Source organism: Streptomyces formicae (assembly GCF_002556545.1).
GTDB classification, from domain to species: Bacteria; Actinomycetota; Actinomycetes; order Streptomycetales; family Streptomycetaceae; genus Streptomyces; species Streptomyces formicae_A.
In genome coordinates this window covers 9,080,137-9,096,187 of the sequence record NZ_CP022685.1, presented here as the reverse complement: position 1 = coordinate 9,096,187, position 16,051 = coordinate 9,080,137, and the positions used below count along the sequence as shown (strand labels likewise).

Genomic DNA, 16,051 nt, shown 5'->3' with positions numbered 1-16,051 from the left:
CGACTGCTTCTTCCGAAACCGCGGCTAGACCGGTTCCCTGCGGCCCCGGGTCGGCAGCGGCACATCGACGAGCCAGTGCAGAAAGCCGCCGAGCTGGTTCATCGTGGGGCTCTGCCATGGGATCCCGCGAGCTGCGGCGTACGAGAGGTAGAGAGCGGTCCTGCCGGTGTAGTTCCGCTCCGTGTTCGAAGACAGCCCGCGGCGGCGAAGCGACGCGGCGAACGTCGTGCCCTCGGGATGCAACGTGTACGTCGCGGTATCGACGACCACCCACGCGACCACGCCCGTAGCGGGAGATACCGCCTTCTCGCTCCGGAACCTCCGCTCTATGTGGCCAGACGTAACAGACGTGCCTATCAACTGGTGGATACCCTTCAGGACGCGTGCAGTTCCCCCTGAGACCAGAGGTCCCAGAGAAGAAGATCATCCTGGAGATATCGCCCCTGATGTCCGCCGACTGCGCGGCGTTCGACGCCTCGGACCGCGTCCTGCTGGTGCGGCGCGAGGACAACGGCCTGTGGGCGCTGCCCGGTGGCGTGGTCGAGGTCGGGGAACGTCCCGCCGACGCCGCCGTACGCGAGGCGTTCGAAGAGGTCGGCCTGCGGGCCGAGGCGGTCGCCCTGAACGGTCAGTACGACTCGCGGTCCACGGGCACGAACACGCCCTTCCACGTCGTTCACCTGGTCTACGCGTGCCGGGTGACCGACGCGTCCGCGCTGCGGGTCAGCGCCGAGACCGACGACTTCGGCTGGTTCTCCCGCGACCGGGTCCCCCGGCTGTCCCCCGGGCACGACGTGCGCGTCCGTGATGCCTTCGACAGGCACGAGGGAAAGCTGACACGGCAGTCGTTCTGTTGATCCCGGCAGAGGGGTACGGGCCATGGGTGAAGTGTCGTTCGTGAGCAGGGAAGTCCACGTGGCCGGCGTCAGGATCGCCGCCGTGCGGGACGGGCGGGAGATCAGGCACATCTACGTCTACCGGCTGGACAACGACGGCAGGGACGACCAGCACCGGCGTCTCGAGTCGTACGGCCTGAGGAAGTGGGGCCACGAGTTCCGCCTCGACCTCGAGGACGCGTGACCCCTGTCCCGCCTACAGGGCGATTGTCCCGCCTACAGGGCGATCCACTCGGTCGACGTGGTCACCTCGTCCAGGACGTCGGGCAGGGGCTCGACGCCGAGCCCGGGGCCTGTCGGTACGTCGAGGTGGCCGTCCGTCAGGACGAACGGTTCCGTGATGTCGGTGGCGAAGTAGCGGCTGGAGCCGGAGGTGTCGCCGGGGAGGGTGAAGCCCGGCAGAGCGGCGAGGGCGACGTTGGCGGCGCGGCCGATGCCGGTCTCCAGCATGCCGCCGCACCAGACGGGGACGCCGTGGGCGCTCGCGAGGTCGTGGATGCGGCGGGCCTCCAGGTAGCCGCCGACCCGGGCGGGCTTGACGTTGATGATGGAGCAGGCGCCGAGCGTGATGGCCGCAGCGGCGTGCGCCGCGGACTCGATGGACTCGTCGAGACAGATGGGGGTGCGCAGCATCTTGGCGAGCTGCGCGTGCTGGACCATGTCGTCGTTGGCGAGGGGCTGTTCGATCAGGAGGAGACCGAACTCGTCCAGCTTGGCGAGGTGTTGGGCGTCGACGAGCGTGTACGCGGCGTTGGCGTCGACCTGGAGGAGCAGATCGTCACCGAAGCGCTCCCGGACCGCGCGGACGGGCTCGACGTCCCAGCCGGGCTCGATCTTCAGCTTGATGCGGACGTACCCCTCGGCCACGTATCGCTCGACGGCGTCGAGGAGCTGGGGGACGGAGTCCATGATGCCGACCGAGACACCGCAGGGAACGCGGTCGCGCACGGCGCCGAGGTAGGAGCCGAACGACTCGCCACGGGCGCGGAGTTGGGCGTCGAGGAGCGCGCTCTCCAGGGCGGACTTGGCCATGTGGTGTCCGGTGAAGGGGGCGAGGACCCGGCCCACGGTGGCGGCGTTCACGCCGTCCTTCGGCAGGGCCGGGATGAGGAAGTCGCGCAGGACGCGCTGGGCGCCGTCGACGTACTCGCTGCAGTAGCGGGGCTCGGACATGGCGGCGCACTCGGCCCAGCCCTCGCCGTCGGCGGTCACCACGCGGACGAGGAGCACGTCGCGGCTCGTCTCGACGCCGAAGGAGGTGCGGAAGGGGGCGACGAGCGGCATGGCGATGCGGCGCAGTTCGATGCCGGAGATCTTCATGGTGGTCACAGGCTGCTCTCGGTGCGGGGGCGGGCGGGGGCGCTGACGGGTGTGCGGTGCACGAGGTAGCCGCGTCGGTCGTGGAGGCCGAGCACGCGGGCTCCGTCGTCGAGGAGACCGCCGAGGGCGTCACGCACGGCGAGCCGCCAGGCGTGCGCCGCTCCGGGGTCGGTACGGCGCAGGGCCTCGATGTCGTCGGGCAGGTCGATGAGGACGAACTCGGCGTCGGTTGGGGTCACTTCGGGACGGCCGCCGACATCACGGACGGCGTGCACGGCGTGCGCCGCGGCGGAGTCGTCAGGGGTGGACGTCGCGGCCGGGCCGTGGTGCGCGGAGAGGCCCCAGGCGGTCAGGACGCGGTCGGATTCGTCGCCGCCGTTGATCGCGTCGTCCATGGCGCCGTAGAAGGAGCGGAGGTATTCCTCGGGGCGGGCGCCCAGCTTGGTGAGGTTGAAGTGGGCGTTGCGGCGGATCAGCGGGTCGTAGGTCCAGGTGATGCGGGTGATGCCGCGCCGCAGCGCCCACTGCTTCTGGTGCAGTTTGAGGGCGAGTCCTATGCCTCGGCCCGCGGTGGCGCCCGTGATGTGCGAGTGGAGGGTGGCCGCCGAGGGTTCGGCGAAGAAGGCGACGGACGCTCCGACGAGCCGGCCGTTCTCGTACGCCCCCACCACGTAGTTCCCCGCGTGCCCGAGCGCCCGCATGACCTCGGCGGAGACGGGTCCCTTGGCCGGGTGGGTGCCCCAGATCTCGCCGAAGAGGACGCAGACGGCCTCCAGGTCGTCCATGGCGTGCAGTTCGCGGATGTCCAGGGAGCTCGTGGCCCCCGCCGCGCGCGTGTCGGTCAGGGTGTCGAGGTGGGTCACGGCATCGCTCCGAGGAGGTGGGCGAGGAACTGCGATCGGACCGGCATGGCGGCGGTGACGACGTGCTCGTGGTCGGCGTGCGCGCCGTCGCCGACGGCGCCGAGCCCATCGAGGGTGGGGCATCCGACGCCCGCGGTGTAGTTGCCGTCGGACGCGCCGCCGACGGACGCCTGCTGGAGGGCGTCCATGCCCAGGCGCGCGGCCGTGTCCGAGGCGAGCGCGAACAGGTCCTTGGAGGCGTCGGCGTCCAGGGGCGGGCGGTTGGGCCCTCCATCGACGCGCAGACCCGCTTCGCGGTGGTGCGGCCGCAGGGCGGTGATGAGGTCGTGGACCGCCTGCTGGGCCGCCGGGCTGGGGACGCGGACGTCGATGCTCAGTTCGGCGCGGGCGGGGACGGTGTTGGTGGCCGTGCCCGCCGAGAGGACGGTCGGGGTGATCGTGGTGCCGGGACCGGTGCGGGTGGTGACGGCCTCGGTGATGTCCTGAAGGGCCAGCAGGTGGTGGGCGAGCTCGGTCGCCGCGTTGACGCCCTTCTCCGGTTCGAGGCCCGCGTGGGCGGCGCGCCCGTGGACGGTGAGCTGGTAGTTGGACACGCCCTTGCGACAGGTCTTCAGGGCGCCGCCGGCGGCCGCGGCCTCCAGGACGAGCGAGGCGCGGCAGGCGCGTGCCGTCTCCTCGATGAGCGCGCGCGAGGTCTCCGAACCGACCTCCTCGTCACCGGTGACCAGGACGCACATGCCGTCGAGGGAGGGCAGTTGGGCCAGGGCGTGGAACATCTGGACCAGACCGGCCTTCATGTCGAAGACGCCGGGGCCGCGCGCGACGCCCTGCTCGACCGAGAACGGGATGGTCTTGAGAGTGCCCATGGGCCAGACCGTGTCGTGGTGGCCGAGGAGCAGCGTGCGCGGGGTGCCGAAGCTCCACCGAAGGTGGGTGACTCCCCCGGTCACGATCGTCTCGGGACGGGCGCCGAGCAGCCGGGCGCCCTGCTCGGCGACGACGCGGGCGCTGCGGGCCACGGCCTCGTGGTCGGCGGAGTACGACTCGCAGGTCACGAGTTCTTCGAGGTCGGCGAGCATGGCGCCGAGGGGCGGCGCGGCGGGATGGGGTGCGTGATCGGCCTGCACGGGTGCGTCCTCCAGGGGTGGGATGACGACAACGCTAGACAGGATGCGGGGTCCGGAGTTCGTACGCGAACGACAATGTCCGGCGCGGATTCGTACGAGGGACCGAACTCGGCCCCGAGCCGGTGCTGCCACCCCGGCGGGCGGCGCGCGCCCCGGGGCCGCCTTCGCTCAACCGGCGCCTTGCCGGTATTCCTTGCTGTGCCCGGCGCCACCGCCACCGCCGTCGTACGGCCCCATCAGCCGCAGTTGGAGCATGGCGGCGAACCGGGCGGAGGGGTCCTGGAGGTCGATCCGCCCCACCTCGGCGACCCGGCGGATCCGATAGCGGAAGGTGTTCGGGTGGACGAAGACGCTCGCCGAAGCGGTGACCACGTCGCCGAAGGCGTCCAGCCAGGCCCGCAGCGTCTCCACCAGATGGGCGTTGTGCCGGGTGTCGTAGGCCGCCAACCGGGCGAGGGGCCCGGACAGTTCGTCGCGGTTGGCGCTCGCCAGGTCCCGCAGCTCGAGGAGCAGCGCGTCGACGTACACGTCGGCGATCGCGGCGACCCGCCGGGCGGCCCGGCCGCTGAAGAGCACACGCAGTGCCCGGTCCGCGTTCGCCCGCGACCGGGCGAGCGCCGCCGCCTCGCCCGCCACGGAGCCGATCCCGACGACGGCGCCCAGTTGGTCGCCGGTGCGCTCCAGGAAGTTCGACGCGACCTGAACGGCCCGTTCCCGTACGGCCGCGGTGTCCTGGGCGACCGGGAAGAGCGCGTAGGAGACGTCCCCGAGCAGCGCCACCGCGGACCTCGGCCGCACCGCCGCCAGATGCACGGCGAGCGCGCCCGCCAGCCGCTGGCGCTCCGCGGTGACCTGGGCGTGGTCGGCGTGGTCGCCGTCCTCGGCCGGTTCGATGCCCAGCGCCATGACCAGGAGCGGCCCGTCGGCGAGACCGAGCCTGCCCAGTGCCTCGGCCGCCCCGGGGCCGCCCTCCAGCGCGGTGGTGACCAGGTCGGCGCGGAGCCGGTTCTCGGCGTCGGTCCCCGCGCGCAGGCGCAGCATGTGCAGGGCGACGAGCTTCGCGGCCTCCTGGAAGGCCTCCTCCCGCTCCTTGGTGAGCGGCTTGCGCAGTGCCGCCCACACGGATCCCAGGATCTCGTCCCCCGCGCGGACCGCGATCGCGGCACGGGGCAGCGCGGCCTCGTCGTCCAGGGTCGGCGGCGGAATGTACACCGGCTTCCCGCTGCGGTAGAGCTCCTCGAAGACCCCGTGCTCCTCGTGCAGCCGCAGGTAGCGCTCGGGCACCCGCCGGGCCAGGATGCTCGCCACCCGTGCCGGGTCGGCCTCGTCCTGGCGCCCGGAGAACGCCAGGATGCGCGAGCGGCGGTCCTCGATGGTGATCGGCGCGTCGAGCAGCGTCGCGATCGCGTTGGCCAGCGCGAAGAGGTCGCCGGAGGGCACTCCGCCGAGCGTCTGCCGCCCCTCCTCCCCCACGTCCCCCTCGGAGAGCAGGGTCCGCAGCATGGCCGCGAGCTGGGCCCAGGAGGCTCCGCGCGTCAGCGAGAGCAGCGCCACGCCGGTCTCCTCGGCCACCGCGTCGAGCGCGGCACCGTCCTCGACGGGGCCGCGGACCACCAGAGCGGCGGCGCCCGCGACGGCCAGCTCGCGCAGGAGACGGGCGGTGGCATCGGGTCCGTGCACGCCGACCCCGAGCACGATGGCGCGCTCGGGGTAGTGCTGCTCGTCGTACGGATCATGGATCCCGACACCGCCGAGCTCCAGGGCCCGCTCCGGATCTCCGTGGAGCAGATCGAGCAGGGTGGGCCCGAGGTCCTCGAGCACCCGGCTCAGACTCCGGGCCGGGTGTGCCGACATGTGTCTGATCATCTCCGCAGGTTAGAACGGGTGCGGCCGAGCGCATTCGTATCCGCGGACGAGATTACGCGACGCTGTCGGTGGCCCGGGACGAACCCTGTGGCGGGCCCTGTGGCTGATCCGGTACGTGCCCTCAGCCCGCGTGCAGGATCCGGAAGCGCTCGGGTTCCGCCGGGTCACGATCGACGACCTGGACCGGCGCCCCGGCCCATTGCAGGACGCTGATGCCCGGCGCGCGGGCGAACTCGATCCGCCCTCGGGTGCCGTCGACGGCGACGCCGGGCCAGGCCGCCGCGATGCGCGCCCGGTCCGCGCCGTGCGCGCGCAGCACATCGGCGAGGACGGCGACCGTGTCGTACCCCTCGAAGGCCACGAAGGAGGGCGCTTCGTCCAGCCGCTCGCGCAGGCCCGTCGCGACGCGCTCGCCGAGCGGGGTGAGGCGCTCGGGCAGGTAGCGCAGGAACGGGATGCCGACGCCGTCGTCGCCGAGTGACGCCGCCCACGGCGCGAACTCCGGCTGCCCGGCGGGAGCGCCCATCAGCACCTCGGTCAGGCGTGGGTCGCGGCGCACGGACGTGACGATCGGCATCGCCGGGTCCGGGACGCCGACCAGGAGGAGCAGCGCTGTCGCGCGCTGGTCGGCGAGCGCGTCGCACAGGGCGGCGGGGGTGAGCGCGCTCATGTCGAGTTCGGTGACGGTGCCGCCGCGTGGGGTCAGGTGGTCGCGGAGGATCCGGGTTCCGGCCGCCCAGTAGACGCTCCGCTGGGCCGCCACGGCTATCCGGCGGTGGCCCGCGCCGAGGAGGAAGTCGGCGTAGATCCGCCAGCCACGGGACTGCGGAGGGGCGAGGCGCGCGACCCACTCCGTGGGCTGCTCGGTGAGTTCGTCGAGGACGGCCGACGAGCAGAGGAACGGCAGGCCGAGTGCGTCGGCCCTGGTGGCGGCGGCGCGGGCGACGACGCTGTGGTACTCGCCCGCCACGGCGGCCACGCCCAGCGCGGCGAGTTCGTCCACGGCCGCCGCGGCCTTCTCGGGATCGGCGGCGGTGTCGCGCACCAGGAGTTCGATGGGCCGTCCGGCGATTCCGCCGGAGCCGTTGACGTCGCGCACGCCCAGTTCGAGCCCGGCGAGCAGGTGCCGACCGGCCTCGACCCAGCCGGGCCGGGTCAACGGCACGAGCACGCCGATCCGGACGGGTGTCTCATCAGCGCGCTCGGCGCCAGGTGGCGATGGCCTCGTATCCCTGTGCATTCCGCGTCGTCTCCCGTGTGACGTGATGATCCGGATCTGTTGACGCCGCCCTTGCTATCAGACGCAGCCTCCGCCCCGCTTGTGCAGCCCTGGCGGACGCCATCACTGAACGCCTGCGCTGAACGCCAAGGGACTTTCGGGCACTCCTGCGGCCGACGCCGGACACGCGTCTTCGGCACCTGAGAATCTCGGATCGCGACAAGGTGACGGCCCTTCAGATCCACGCGCACTAGATCTAGCAGCAGATGCTGGAGAGCATGTCCGAACTCGGCGAGCGAGGGCGCGCGTCCGGAGGTCAGGGCTCGACGCCCCCTCACGGACGGCACCGGCGTCGCCAACGAACTCGCCGACGCGCTGCGCGAGAACGTGGCGGTATGGAAGGACATCGCCCGCCTGGCGAGCGAGGCACCGCTTCCTCCAGGGCGCTCAACTGCTCGATGTGCGCGGAGAGCGCGGTGACTGACGCGGCACGTTGACGTCGCCCCGGCGTTGTCAGTCCGTCGCGGACTCCTGGAATCCCACCACGGCCGCGCCGTGCTCGTGAGCCCATTCGGTCAGCGCGCCGATTGGCTTGACCAGCGTCCGGCCCAGGTCGGTCAGCGCGTACTGGATTTTCCCTGCCTCGGCGTGCCGGTCGACGAGGCCGTACCCCTGCAACCGCCGCAGCGTCTGGGTCAGCACCTTCCGCGAGATCCCGCCGATCAGGTCGACCAACTCGCCGTGCCTGCACGGTCCTCGGCTCAGCGCGAACAACACGACCGCCGTCCACTTGTCGGCGATGATCTCGATCGCCAGCCGGGCCGGACAGTCGGCGAGGAAGACGCTGCCGGAGTACTCACGCATGCCCCGACGGTAGCCCGACGCCAGGAACCCGGAGGTACCTGCCGGCTCACTAGCGTCCTCCGCGGAAGCTACCGAGCAGGGGAAACGCATGAGGGAAGAGATCGACTGGCCGGGCGGGCGTAAGGTCCCTGGGCGGAGTACGGCGTCACCACCGGCGTCTGGCGGCTGCTCGACGTCCTCGGTGACCTGCCCGCCACGGTCGGCGTCAACGGCCTGGTGGCCGAGCGGCACCCCGGGACCGTCCTGGCCGCGCACGAGGCGGGGCACGAGATCGCCGCTCACTCCTGGGCCCAGGACGTGGTGCCCGCGCTGCTCGACGTCGACGCCGAGCGGGCCGACATCCGTCGCTGCACCGACGTCCTGCGCCGCGTCACCGGCGTGCGCCCGACGGGGTGGATGAGTCCACGCGCCACCGGTTCGCGACACACGGTGGGCCTCCTCGCGGAGGCGGGCTACCGCTGGACCGGCGACCACGGCGACCACGACCTGCCGCAGGTCCTGCCCACCGCGCACGGCCCTCTGGTCTCCCTCATGCACAGCGACCACTCCGACGTCCGTGACACCGCTGCCGGGCCGTACGCCTATCGCGACCTGCACCGCGAGCTGCTGGACCAGCTGCTCGCAGCCCCCGGCCCAGGCGTCTTCCACCTGACCGTCCACGCCCACGTCGGAGGCCGACCGCTCCTCGCGGGCATGGTCGGCCAGATCCTCGACCACCTCCGCGATTCCGACGACGTGTGGGTCGCCACCCACGCCCAGGCGGCCGAACACGTCCTGACGCACCAGGGAAACACGCCATGACCCACGTCCTCGTCGTCGGCGGCACCGGAGCCATGGGCAGCCACGTGATCCGTCGCCTGCTGGCCACCACCGACGCCACCGTCACCGTCCCCACCCGCCGCCCGGAGTCCGCCCGCGCCACCGAACTCGCGGCCGCCGCGCCCGACCGCGTGCGACTGGTCCGCTCCGACCCGGCGGGCGTCGAGGCCCTGATCGGCCGGGCCGACCGCGTGTTCGCCAACACCGACTTCTTCGCGACGGGCAGCGCCGTGGGCGAGTATCGGCAAGGGCTCGACCTGCTGGCCGCCGCGGCGCGGGCCGGGGTGGAGCGTTTCATCTGGTCGTCGTTGGACAGCGCGGTGTCCCTGACCGGCCACCCCGTCCCGCACTTCGACAGCAAAGCCGCCGTCGCCGCCCACATCGGCCTGATGCGGTCGGAGGAGATGCTCCGCAAGGAGGCCGACGGCTGGTACACGGACCACGTCTCCGTGCTGACCACGGCGCCGTACTTCGAGAACCTGCGGGACCGGCTCGCCCCGCGACCGGACGGCCGGGGCGGCCTGACCTTCCGGCTCCCCCTCGGCGCCGCCCGCTACCCGCTCGTGGCCCTCGACGACATCGCCTGGTTCGCCTGCCACATGTTCGACGACTGGCAGTCCTGGGGCGCCCGCGACCTCGCGGTGATCGGCGACAGCCTCACCGGCGACGAGATCGCCGCCGCCTTCGCCCGGGTCACGGGCACCCCCAGCGCCTACGTCCCGATGCCGCACGACGAACTGCGCGCCGCCGTCCCCGACTTCGGCCACGACTACGCGGCGATGTTCCAGTTCTTCGCCGACCGCGACCTCTGCGCCCGCGACCGTGACCTCACCCTCCTGCGCCGCCTGCACCCCGACTTGATGACCTTCGAGGACTGGCTGCACCACACCGGATGGACGGGATGACCACCCACCGTTCGGAACCGGGTGTATCGCAGGTGTATCGCAGGCGTATCGAAAAGCGCATACGTCACCGCAACGCTCTCCCGCCTTCGATGAGAGCGCGGACCACAGCGGTCCGTGCCGAGGGCAGGACCCCCGGCTTCGAAACGTGATCACGAAGAGGAGCGCGTCGTGCCCCGTAAGAGCATGCGTCCGCCGCTGGGGCGGGCCGGTCTGGCCGCCGGTGTCGCCCTGTTGATGACGGCCCAGGGCGGGCCCGCCACCGCCGCCCCGGCGCGAGTCGGGACCGTGCAGGAAGCGATGACCGTGCAGGAAGCGATGGAGGAGCTGGCCGAGGTTCCTGGGATCGTGGGCGTCGTCGGCGGCGCCTACGTCGACGGGAGGCTCGTCGGGACGGGCAGCGCGGGCTCGCGGCTGTTGGACGGCAAGGGCGGGAAGATCCCCGCGGACTCCCGCTTCCGGATCTGGTCGCAGACCAAGCAGATGGTGGCCACCGTGGTGCTGCGCCTGGTCGAGAAGGGCGAGTTGGGTGTCGATGACAAGCTCGGCGACCTGCTGCCGGAGGTGGTGGAGAAGGACCTGGTGACGCGGGCCGACGAGATCACGGTGCGGCAGATGCTCCGGCACACCTCCGGCATTCCCGATTGGTACGCCGACGAGCCGAACCCCGACGGCGGCGAGGTGGACCCGGCGTTCGACGTGTTCGACTTCACGACCCCCTACCGGCCGCTGGATCTGGTGACGTGGAGCCGTGCCCGGCCCAGGACCGGGGAACCGGGCGAGACGTGGTCCTACTCGAACACCAACTACACCCTCCTCGGCATGATCATCGAGAGGGTGACCGGCCACACCCTGGCCACCGAGCTGCAGAGGCACCTGTTCGGCCCGCTCAAGATGACCAGGACCTCCCTCATGGTCAAGCCGCCGGACGGCGTCAAGGGCCCGCACGGGCACGGCTATTACCCCGACGCCGACGGCACGCCGCGCGACGTGGACCGGTTCAACGCGAGCCTCGCCGGGGCGGGGGCCGGAGCGGTGGTCTCCACCGCGCACGACGTGAGCGCCTTCAACCGGGCGTTCGCCCAGGGCAAGCTGCTGCCTCCGGAACTCCAACGGATCCTGACCGACCGGCCGCCCGTCGCCCCTGGCCTGCGGGCCGAAGTCCGCGGGCGCTGCGGCGACGACTTCTCCATCACCGGCGGATCAGCTCCCGGCTCCATCGCCCTGACCTTCTACTCGGCGGACGGCCGTCGCCAGTTCGCGATGTCGTTCACCCTGAGCGTCAAGCCCAGCGCGGCGACGATCGACGCGAGCAAGGCCGTGGAGGCCGCCTTCTGCCCGTCGTCCTGAGCGGCTGATCCGCGCCATCGGCCCGCGACGCCCGTCACCGGCGAGGCACGTACGCGGTCCATCGTGTGCCCGGCAGCGGATGAGGCGTCCAGGTCCGCGCGAACCTCGGCCGCTGTCGCCCCTCGGGGACGAGCACGGCGAAGGGCTCTCGGCCCACGCGGTCGAGCAGGGCGCCGCTGCTCATCGAGGCGTTGTTCCCGCGCGTTTCGGCGGAGGCGCAGCCCGCGTCGTACGCCACCGGCAGGGCGCTCGGCCCGGTGATCAGGCACGGCGGGCGTACGCCGAGGGAGTTCAGGGCGTGCGCGGCCGCCTGGTAGCGCGCGGAGACCGTGCCGACGCCGGCGGAGACTCCCGGCAACAGGGCCGCCTGGGTGGCGAGTTGGGCACTCACGGCCAGGCAGATCGGTGCCGTGAGGGGCGCCGCTCGACGGCCCGCCGATACGGCGCGGGTGACGAGCGCGGCCACGGGGAGGCTCAGGAGCGCGTAGGCCGGAAGCAGGAACCGAGGGGCTGAGTAGGTGATCAGGAAGAGGTAGGGGAAGGCGAGGGAGAGGGCGCAGGACAGGGGCAGGGCGGTGACCGCGAGCGGTCGGGCCTTCCGGTCGTGCGCCGCGCGCCCGAGCGCGAGGGCAGCGAGGAGGGGCAACGCCAGCCACCACAGGGTGAGTTCGGGGCGGGTGAGCGGGACCGTGCAGGGGCGGCACAGTTGGGGACCGTTGAGGCTGTGCCAGGCGTGGGCGACGTTGACGTGGAACGCCATGCCGCCCTCGGTCGTGCTGGAGCGGTGCAGCCGCTCCCCGATCCCCCCGAAGCGCGCGTACGCCTCGGCCACCCACTGGACGGCACCGACCGCCATGCCACCCAGAACGAACGGCACGGCACGCCGACGGGCGCGCAAGCACACCGCGCCGATCAGCAGGGGCAGCGCGAGCCAGCCCGCGTCGGGCAAGCGGACCAGCGTGGTGGCGAGGAGCACGCCCGCCAGCCACCAGTGGGCCCGGGGCTCGCCGGGGGCGCGCAGGAACCAGCCGACGGCGGCGACGGCACCGTAGGCGACCCACAGGTTCGGCATGGCCTGGGAACCGGCGAGTTGGGCGCTCCAGAGGCCGCCGAAGAGCAGCGCGGCCAGGGCCGTGGTGACGTCCCCCAGCAGGGGCCGCCAGACGCGGAAGACGGCGTAGAGGGCCGCGGCGGACAGCACGACGAGCACGATGCGGAGAGCGAGGACGGAGTCGGTCACGGCCATGACGGGAGCGACCAGGAAGCTGACGCCCCGGGAACGCGGGGAGCTGAAGTAGGCGGCCGGGACCCTCGGGTCGTACTGGGAGACGTAGACGGTCTCGTCCCAGCCCAGCACGTGCGCCGTGTGCGGTACGACCAGGGCGAGTTGCACGGCGGCGTAGGCGCAGGCCACGAGCGCGAGCCAGGGCACCCGGCGCGGTCGGCGGACGCCGACGGGCGTGGCCGGGCGCCGCTCCACGACGACGGTTGTGGTCATGGTCCCCTCCCCCTCGGCGGTGCCCCACGGGTCACGGGCGATGGCGACACGCTGGCGGAGCCGGGTAAGGGGATTTCCTGGCGCGGGTGAGAAGGAGGTAGGAATTCCCGGCCCGCTCGACCGCGCGTCTCCTGTCGGCCGAGCGGTGCCGGGACCTGCCGCCCGCCTGCTTCGCCCCCGTCATGGCCACCGGCATCGTCGCCCGCGCCCTGAACGAAGCGCACGCGGTGACCGCGGGCAAGGCCCTCTTCGTCGCCGCGGCGCTGCTCCACGTCGCGCTGCTGGCGGGGTTCGCCGTCAAAGCCGTCCGGTACACGGATCGCTTGCTGGCCGAACTGCGCGACCCCGCGCGCGCGTTCGGGCACTTCACCCTCGTGGCCGCGAGCGGCGTTCTGGCGGCTCGCCTCGGGGCGGGCCAGGTGCGCGTCGTCTCGTACGGTCTTCTGGTCCTGACGGGCACCGGGTGGGTCGTCATTGCGGCCTACGTCGTCGCCGGGCTCCGCCGGGAGTTCCGCTCGGCGCTGCCGCACGCGGACGGGACCTGGTTCCTGGGCGTGGTGGGACTCCAGTCGATCGGCATCGCCCTTGTGGCCGTGGCCCCCGGCCCTCCCCGGATCGCCTTCGCGCTCGCCCTGTGGATGGTCGGAGTGCTTCTCTACGTCACGACTCTCGCTGCCGTGGCATGGCGCCTGGGCCGCCACCGGCCAGGCCCGCAACTACTGACGCCCGCCTACTGGCTCACCATGGGGGCGGTCGCGATCAGCACGCTCTGCGGCACCCAGGTGGCCGTGCACACCGAGGCGCTCCCCGGCTGCTGATCCCGCCGCTGATCGCGGCCGGAGCCTGGCGTCACCTGCGTCACCGCGTCCGGAGCGGCGCCGAACCGGCCCTGTGGTGCATCGTCTTCCCGCTCGGCATGTACACCCGGGCGACCGCCAGGGTCGCCCGACGGCGCACCGAACGGAGACGCCCCGGAGGCCACTCGGTACGGACCGTCCCGGAACTCCAGCGCCGCGCGGGGTAACCCGCCTCGCCTGTCAGGGACGACCCGCACCGATGCCGCGTCAGCTCCGCATGTCGGCCAGCAGGTGGGCCGTGGCTTCGGGGGCCTCCACCGGGAAGTGGTGGCTGCCCAGGTCGACGAGCACGATGTCGAGACGGTCCCCGTAGCGGTCGAGGGCCTCTCGCGCCACCAGGTCGCGGATGGCGAACACGGTGATCGGCTGCTTCGTCTCACGCAGCGCCGCGTCCATGTCCCAGCGCACCAGTCCCTCCATGGCACGCAGGCCCGCGGGCTGGCGCACGGCGACCATCTTCTCGAAGTAGGCGTCCACGAGGGCCGGTTCCGTCCCGGCCGGCGAGCCCCCTTCGACGAGACCGCGCACCGCCGCGGGGAAGTCGTCGCGGAACCCGCCGATGAGGGCCTCGGCCCGTTCCTCGCTCTGCGCCGGGAACAGGGACAGGTAGTGCAGCCCGTCGAGCGCGACGACGCGCGAGACGGTGCCGGGGAGCAGTCGGGCGACTTCGACGGCGACGGCCGCACCGAGGGAGTGCCCGGCCACGACGGCCGTGGCGACCGACTCGGCCTCCAGTACCGCGGCTACGTCCCGGGCGAACTCCTCCATGGTCCACACGTTCCGTCCCGACCGTGAGGCGCCGTGCTCGGCGAGGTCGACCGCCAGCACGCGAGCGTTCTCGGGCAGGTGGCCGGTGACCTCGTCGAAGTCACCTCGGTCGCATCCCCAGCCGTGGATGAGGACCAGGACGGAACCATCGGCCGGGCCGCTGGCCGTGTACCGGATCGTGGTGTGGTCCGATCGCTGGACGGTGAGGTTCTTGCTGGTCCTGCCGCTTGTGGTCGTCACGGTGTTTCCTTCTTTCGTACGAGTGGTGGTTCCGTGTCGGTACGTCCGCGGAGCCTCACTTGACCGGGGCCGCGACGGCACGGCGCTGTGCGCGCAGCTGGTTCAGGCGCAGGAGGAAGGCCATCGAGACGATCACGACGATCGTCAGCGCGTAGATCTCGGTGGCGGTCCGCAGCCCCAGGGTGGTGACGGCGATGCCGCCGAGCACGGCGGGCAGGCTGTTGCCGAGGTAGCAGATGATGTTCGCGGAGACGAAGACCGCGCTGCGCTCGTGCGGCCCGGCGATCCGGGCGAACGTGCCGAACGTCGCGAGGACCGAGGCGCCGAGGCCGACGCCCGCGACGACGGTGCCGAGGGCGGCGAGCCAGACGAGGTCCGCCGTGGTTCCCGCGAGCGCCGCCAGGACGCCGAGACCGAGCAGGGCGGACGCGGGGGCGAGCAGCGAAGGCGCGGGGCGGGAGCGGAGGACCGCGACGGCGAGCGCCCCGGTGCCCGCCAGCAGGGTCACCACGACGCCGCCGACCAGGCGGCTGTGCAGCCCCAGCAACTGGGCGGCTACGGACGGGCCGAGGGAGAGGAAGAGACCGGCGAGCGCCCAGCCCGCGATCATCGCGGGCACCACCGGCACGATGTCCGCGCGCAGGTGTGCGGGCAGCGCGGCCCTGGGGCGCAGGGAGGCGACGGCTCCTGGTCGGCGCGGGGAGGTCTCCGGCAGGAGCGCGGTGACCACCGCCGCAAGGACCATGGCGCCGAGCAGCAGGGCGTAGACCAGCCGGGTCGGCGCGGGGCCGAACTCCACGAGGACACCGGAACCGAGGGCGCCGAGAGCGAGCCCGGTCAGGGGGGACACCGAGGTGATGACGCCCGCGCGCCCACGGGCGTGCGGTGGTTCGAGGTCGACGAGGGTGGCGCTCAGGGTGGTCGTCGCCGCCCCGGTGGCGATGCCCTGGAGCACCCGGGCGAGCGCCAGGACGGTCACGTTCCCCGCGGTGAGGAACAGGACCATCGCGACCGTCTCGAGGGCGATCGCCGCGGCGAGCACAGGACGGCGCCCGAGGTGGTCCGAGAGCGCCCCGACGACGAGCAGCGAGCCCAGCAGGCCGACCACGTACAGGGCGAACACGACGGTCAGCACCCACGCCGAGAAGTGCCATCGCTGCTGATAGATCGGGTAGAGCGGGGACGGCACGCTGGAGGCCGCGAGGAAGACGACGAAGACGGCGGCGACGCCGGGGAAGGCGGCCCCGCGCGGCAGGCGACGCGGGGCCCTCGTGCCTTCGTCGGACCGGGCGCCGGGGGCATCGGACCGGCGGGCGGATACAGCGGGGTCAGCAGGGTCAGCGGATGGAGCAGAGTCAAGGGACATGACACTCTCGCAGTGATCTATGCGTTAAGGGCGGGCCCGACGCTAACACAAACGCAGCGATCACTGCACTACTAGCGCAGTGATCAGTGCGATACT

15 protein-coding genes and 1 pseudogene are annotated in these 16,051 nt (G+C 72.4%); 6 read left to right on the top strand and 10 right to left on the bottom strand.

The window, feature by feature from the left end; genetic code table 11:
• Nucleotides 1–24: 24 nt before the first annotated feature.
• A complete protein-coding gene (locus KY5_RS43150) occupies nucleotides 25–270 on the bottom strand; it encodes a hypothetical protein (protein ID WP_324965824.1) in 246 nt (81 codons plus the stop codon).
• Nucleotides 271–383: 113 nt separating this feature from the next.
• Between KY5_RS43150 and KY5_RS39175 the strand changes: the two genes are divergently transcribed.
• Together KY5_RS39175 and KY5_RS39170 are read left to right on the top strand one after the other, a co-directional pair.
• The gene (locus KY5_RS39175; RefSeq protein WP_159072709.1) at nucleotides 384–857 is read left to right on the top strand and encodes an NUDIX hydrolase; all 474 of its coding nucleotides are present in this window, start codon (nucleotides 384–386) and stop codon (nucleotides 855–857) included.
• 22 nt (nucleotides 858–879) lie between these two features.
• Nucleotides 880–1,080, top strand: coding sequence for a hypothetical protein (locus KY5_RS39170; RefSeq protein ID WP_098246647.1), 201 nt, complete (start codon nucleotides 880–882; stop codon nucleotides 1,078–1,080).
• 32 nt (nucleotides 1,081–1,112) lie between these two features.
• Here KY5_RS39170 and menC read toward each other — a convergent pair whose 3' ends face one another.
• From menC to KY5_RS39140, 6 genes are all read right to left on the bottom strand, one after another.
• The gene (menC, locus tag KY5_RS39165; RefSeq protein ID WP_098247787.1) at nucleotides 1,113–2,216 is read right to left on the bottom strand and encodes an o-succinylbenzoate synthase; all 1,104 of its coding nucleotides are present in this window, start codon (nucleotides 2,214–2,216) and stop codon (nucleotides 1,113–1,115) included.
• A 5-nt stretch (nucleotides 2,217–2,221) separates the two neighbouring features.
• The gene (locus tag KY5_RS39160; RefSeq protein WP_324965823.1) at nucleotides 2,222–3,079 is read right to left on the bottom strand and encodes a GNAT family N-acetyltransferase; all 858 of its coding nucleotides are present in this window, start codon (nucleotides 3,077–3,079) and stop codon (nucleotides 2,222–2,224) included.
• On the bottom strand, nucleotides 3,076–4,158 hold the full coding sequence (locus KY5_RS39155; protein WP_098247785.1) for a M20 family metallopeptidase: 1,083 nt from the start codon (nucleotides 4,156–4,158) through the stop codon (nucleotides 3,076–3,078). The genes KY5_RS39160 and KY5_RS39155 overlap by 4 nt, the downstream gene beginning before the upstream one ends.
• A 216-nt stretch (nucleotides 4,159–4,374) precedes the next feature.
• Nucleotides 4,375–6,072 carry a PucR family transcriptional regulator gene (locus KY5_RS39150; RefSeq protein WP_324965822.1) on the bottom strand — a complete coding sequence of 566 codons (1,698 nt, stop codon included), beginning with the start codon at nucleotides 6,070–6,072 and terminating at the stop codon, nucleotides 4,375–4,377.
• 121 nt (nucleotides 6,073–6,193) lie between these two features.
• The gene (locus KY5_RS39145; protein WP_098246645.1) at nucleotides 6,194–7,312 is read right to left on the bottom strand and encodes an ABC transporter substrate-binding protein; all 1,119 of its coding nucleotides are present in this window, start codon (nucleotides 7,310–7,312) and stop codon (nucleotides 6,194–6,196) included.
• 492 nt (nucleotides 7,313–7,804) lie between these two features.
• Nucleotides 7,805–8,155, bottom strand: coding sequence for a winged helix-turn-helix transcriptional regulator (locus KY5_RS39140; protein ID WP_098247784.1), 351 nt, complete (start codon nucleotides 8,153–8,155; stop codon nucleotides 7,805–7,807).
• Nucleotides 8,156–8,308: 153 nt separating this feature from the next.
• Here KY5_RS39140 and KY5_RS39135 point away from each other — a divergent pair.
• The 3 genes and pseudogenes from KY5_RS39135 to KY5_RS39125 form a co-directional block, all read left to right on the top strand.
• Nucleotides 8,309–8,956 (top strand): annotated as a pseudogene (locus KY5_RS39135) (polysaccharide deacetylase family protein); the annotation flags it as partial.
• Nucleotides 8,953–9,879: an NmrA family NAD(P)-binding protein gene (locus KY5_RS39130; RefSeq protein WP_098246643.1), complete on the top strand. Its 927-nt coding sequence runs from the start codon at nucleotides 8,953–8,955 to the stop codon at nucleotides 9,877–9,879. The pseudogene KY5_RS39135 and the gene KY5_RS39130, both read left to right, overlap by 4 nt.
• Nucleotides 9,880–10,047: 168 nt before the next feature.
• Complete coding sequence (locus KY5_RS39125; RefSeq protein ID WP_159072708.1) at nucleotides 10,048–11,226, top strand: serine hydrolase domain-containing protein; 1,179 nt, start codon at nucleotides 10,048–10,050, stop codon at nucleotides 11,224–11,226.
• A 34-nt stretch (nucleotides 11,227–11,260) separates the two neighbouring features.
• Here the strand turns inward: KY5_RS39125 and KY5_RS39120 are convergent, their stop codons facing one another.
• Nucleotides 11,261–12,724, bottom strand: coding sequence for a hypothetical protein (locus tag KY5_RS39120; protein WP_098246641.1), 1,464 nt, complete (start codon nucleotides 12,722–12,724; stop codon nucleotides 11,261–11,263).
• A gap of 131 nt (nucleotides 12,725–12,855) precedes the next feature.
• On the opposite strand from KY5_RS39120, the gene KY5_RS39115 reads away from it, so the two are divergent.
• Nucleotides 12,856–13,542 (top strand): hypothetical protein, encoded by a 687-nt coding sequence (locus KY5_RS39115; RefSeq protein ID WP_324965839.1) that lies wholly within the window; start codon nucleotides 12,856–12,858, stop codon nucleotides 13,540–13,542.
• A gap of 246 nt (nucleotides 13,543–13,788) precedes the next feature.
• Here the strand turns inward: KY5_RS39115 and KY5_RS39110 are convergent, their stop codons facing one another.
• Both KY5_RS39110 and KY5_RS39105 read right to left on the bottom strand, forming a co-directional pair.
• Complete coding sequence (locus KY5_RS39110) at nucleotides 13,789–14,589, bottom strand: alpha/beta fold hydrolase (RefSeq protein WP_098246639.1); 801 nt, start codon at nucleotides 14,587–14,589, stop codon at nucleotides 13,789–13,791.
• A 55-nt stretch (nucleotides 14,590–14,644) separates the two neighbouring features.
• A complete protein-coding gene (locus KY5_RS39105) occupies nucleotides 14,645–15,955 on the bottom strand; it encodes an MFS transporter (RefSeq protein ID WP_098246638.1) in 1,311 nt (436 codons plus the stop codon).
• Nucleotides 15,956–16,051 lie beyond the last annotated feature (96 nt).